A 2,680-nucleotide genomic window follows, 5' to 3' on the forward strand; every position below is an offset into this window, starting at 1 on the left:
TCCCTTATCTTTAGGAGAACAGTATCAAAGTTGGCTTATAACGAGATATGAAGACGCCATGTCGCTATTAAAAGATGCAAGATTAATGAAAAATATTGAAAATGTGTTTAGCAAAAAGGAAGAAATTAAAGTTCCCATTTCATTAGAAAATAGGGAACTCTTAAGAAAACATATGCTAAATTCAGATCCTCCTGATCATAACCGCCTACGATCACTTGTGCAAAAAGCATTTACTCCTCAGATGATTTTACAACTTGAAAATCGAATCCAAAGCTTTATTATCGAATAATTATATTGAATCAAGTTTTACACAACCAGAATGGGCGGCAGCATTTGTTGAAGATCCAACAGGAGAGAAGCGTAAGTTAATTCCAGTAAGGATTTCAGATGTTAAATTAGAGGGATTACTACCTGGTATCTCTTATATTAATTTAGTAGGAATAAATGATGAAGATCAAGCTATAAAAGAAATTTTATCAGGTGTACATATGGGGAGAAAAAAGCCATTGTCACGTCCTTCATTCCCAGGTTTTCCGTCCCGAAGTAATACAACCGATACTGTTCCCCAGGGTGAATGGTATAGTGAATGGATAACGATGCGACTAAATGAAATAGAAAGAGGTAATTCTCTACCGAAAGTCACTAATGGTTCAAAGTTAATTGTTCATCTTGTTCCTGTAGAAGCGGTTACTACTTCTAATACCTATAGTATAAAAGATTTAGAACAGAGGACTAATTTAGTACCTTTTCTAACTCGTGAGTGGGATGGTTCAATAAACAAACATGGTTTTTATACACATAGTGGGTCACATTTTAATGATGATGGAAATCCTTCTGGATATGTCCAATTCTTTAAAAACGGCATTATTGAATCTGTAGATACAGAGTTGCTAAGTAAAAGATATGAAAAATATATCCCAGGGATCTCTTTTGAACAAGAAATACTGCATCTTATAGATAGTAAATATAAGCTGGCTTTGAAAAAATTAGGAATTAAACTTCCTTTTGCGATTAGTATCACTCTTACTGATGTTGAGGATTATTATATTTCTATGAATCCAAAATTATCAAATGGGAAAATTGGGGACAGGGTTTTAAAGCTTCCTTCAGCTGTAGTGAATTCGTGGGAGGATAATCTCGGAAAAGCCCTTCGCCCAAGTTTCGATTATTTGTGGAATAATTGCGGAGTTGCTGAATCCCCAAATTATGATGCCGAAGGGAATTGGCGACCATATAGAGATCAGTACGGTCGGTAATAAAAGAGAAAAGCCGTTTCTTATAAGGATTCGGCTTTTTGATTTGTTTTATTTAACGTCTATTAGGCATATGGAAACGATTCTGGGTATGAGGGGCCAATCTGGAAAAATATTCAACAAAAAAAGTCGTAGGAGCCATTACCTACGACTTTTTATTATTAAAACTGGCCAATTATTAGTTGCAATTTAAAACTTCATTAATCTGGACAAATATCCAAAACATCATGAAAAAGGGCATACTCTACAGTTACCTGAGGACCAAATAAGGTTACACCTTCTGGAAATCGAACGCCTTCAACAACTTCATTTATTTCTGCATACGATAAATCTGTATAACCACCTAGTTTTAAAGTTTTATTTATCATTTGATCCAGTTCTAGCTGTTGAAAAGTATATGGTTGTACATCATATCCATTCAGTGTAGACATAAGTAAGTTCTCATCTGGACTTTCAATTTCAAACTCATGTTGTAAGTAAAAAACAGGTAATAGTTTAGAAACTAGTAAAGTACAGCTATAACTGCTTGAAAATCCATGTTTTTCAATTTTTGGAAAATCAAATATAAATTTTGTAGATGGCCATGTATTGTCACTATTCACATCTGTAACATTTATTTCACTCTTATTTAAATACATATTTAATTCTGAAGGTAATTGAAATATTTCTTTACATTTTAATAAATAATTTTCCATATCTTGTTTTTCATAGTACTTTTTTATCGTGTCATTTAATAATTCTTTCATAATATAACTCCCATGCAGTTAACTCATTTTTAAGTCGTGTCCACCTGATTTATCAGCTGATTTTGTTGAGTTTAAATTAAAATCTATCTCGCCTTGATGCTTACCTTTTTTATTAACAACTTCAAATCTACCATGCTGTGTGTCTAAAGCATAATATGTATCTGTTTTTGCATCATAATAAACATCCCTTTTATTTAGTTTAGTTCTTTTTGAATCTTTTTTCCATCCGTTTTTTAAGGCAATGTCTTTGGATGTTTCTTTTATTAAAGCTATTTTTTCATTTACATTCATTTTAGCTATTTTTTTATCAAATTCTGCAACATCAAAACCACTGTTAGAAACGTTTTTAGCAGCCTTCTCCAGGTTTTTCGCTTTTTTCTCTAGTTCACCAACTGTACCAAAAACTTTACCGACAACTCTTGTTGTACCGCCACTAGCAATAGCTAAAGTTCCCCAAGCATAATCAGAGGCTTTATACTTTTCATCAGTAGGTTCTGGTGCAAAAACTATAAGGCTCATGTAACGAATCTCCGAAACTTGGACATACTGATACTAGTACTTTAAAAAAGGACGTGATTAGTATGGAAAAGCAAAACTTATTCAGGTGGAAACACTATCAGCCTGAACTAATCTTATTAACAGTAAGATGGTACCTGCGGTACAATTTAAGCTTTCGTAACC

Annotated in this window: 3 protein-coding genes and 2 pseudogenes; 3 read left to right on the plus strand and 2 right to left on the minus strand. The window is 33.1% G+C overall.

Annotated features, from left to right (window positions below; translation table 11 throughout):
* Positions 1-271: pseudogene (locus tag JDS96_RS30115) on the plus strand (cytochrome P450); the annotation flags it as partial.
* Positions 255-1,256: a toll/interleukin-1 receptor domain-containing protein gene (locus JDS96_RS30120; protein ID WP_242480033.1), complete on the plus strand. Its 1,002-nt coding sequence runs from the start codon at positions 255-257 to the stop codon at positions 1,254-1,256. The pseudogene JDS96_RS30115 and the gene JDS96_RS30120, both read left to right, overlap by 17 nt.
* Positions 1,257-1,453: 197 nt before the next feature.
* On the opposite strand, the gene JDS96_RS32670 is transcribed toward JDS96_RS30120, so the two are convergent.
* Both JDS96_RS32670 and JDS96_RS30130 read right to left on the minus strand, forming a co-directional pair.
* Positions 1,454-1,999: a hypothetical protein gene (locus JDS96_RS32670; protein WP_242480034.1), complete on the minus strand. Its 546-nt coding sequence runs from the start codon at positions 1,997-1,999 to the stop codon at positions 1,454-1,456.
* 18 nt (positions 2,000-2,017) lie between these two features.
* Positions 2,018-2,518 (minus strand): colicin E3/pyocin S6 family cytotoxin, encoded by a 501-nt coding sequence (locus tag JDS96_RS30130; RefSeq protein ID WP_199669046.1) that lies wholly within the window; start codon positions 2,516-2,518, stop codon positions 2,018-2,020.
* A gap of 62 nt (positions 2,519-2,580) precedes the next feature.
* On the opposite strand from JDS96_RS30130, the pseudogene JDS96_RS30135 reads away from it, so the two are divergent.
* Positions 2,581-2,680 (plus strand): annotated as a pseudogene (locus JDS96_RS30135) (IS6 family transposase); the annotation flags it as partial.

Source organism: Bacillus cereus group sp. N21, from assembly GCF_016483395.1.
Taxonomy (GTDB): Bacteria; Bacillota; Bacilli; order Bacillales; family Bacillaceae_G; genus Bacillus_A; species Bacillus_A pseudomycoides.

Bases quoted from the DNA above. Each gene is read 5' to 3' on its own strand.
- JDS96_RS32670 (WP_242480034.1), bottom strand. From the start codon at position 1,999: ATGAAAGAATTATTAAATGACACGATAAAAAAGTACTATGAAAAACAA.
- JDS96_RS30130 (WP_199669046.1), bottom strand. From the start codon at position 2,518: ATGAGCCTTATAGTTTTTGCACCAGAACCTACTGATGAAAAGTATAAA.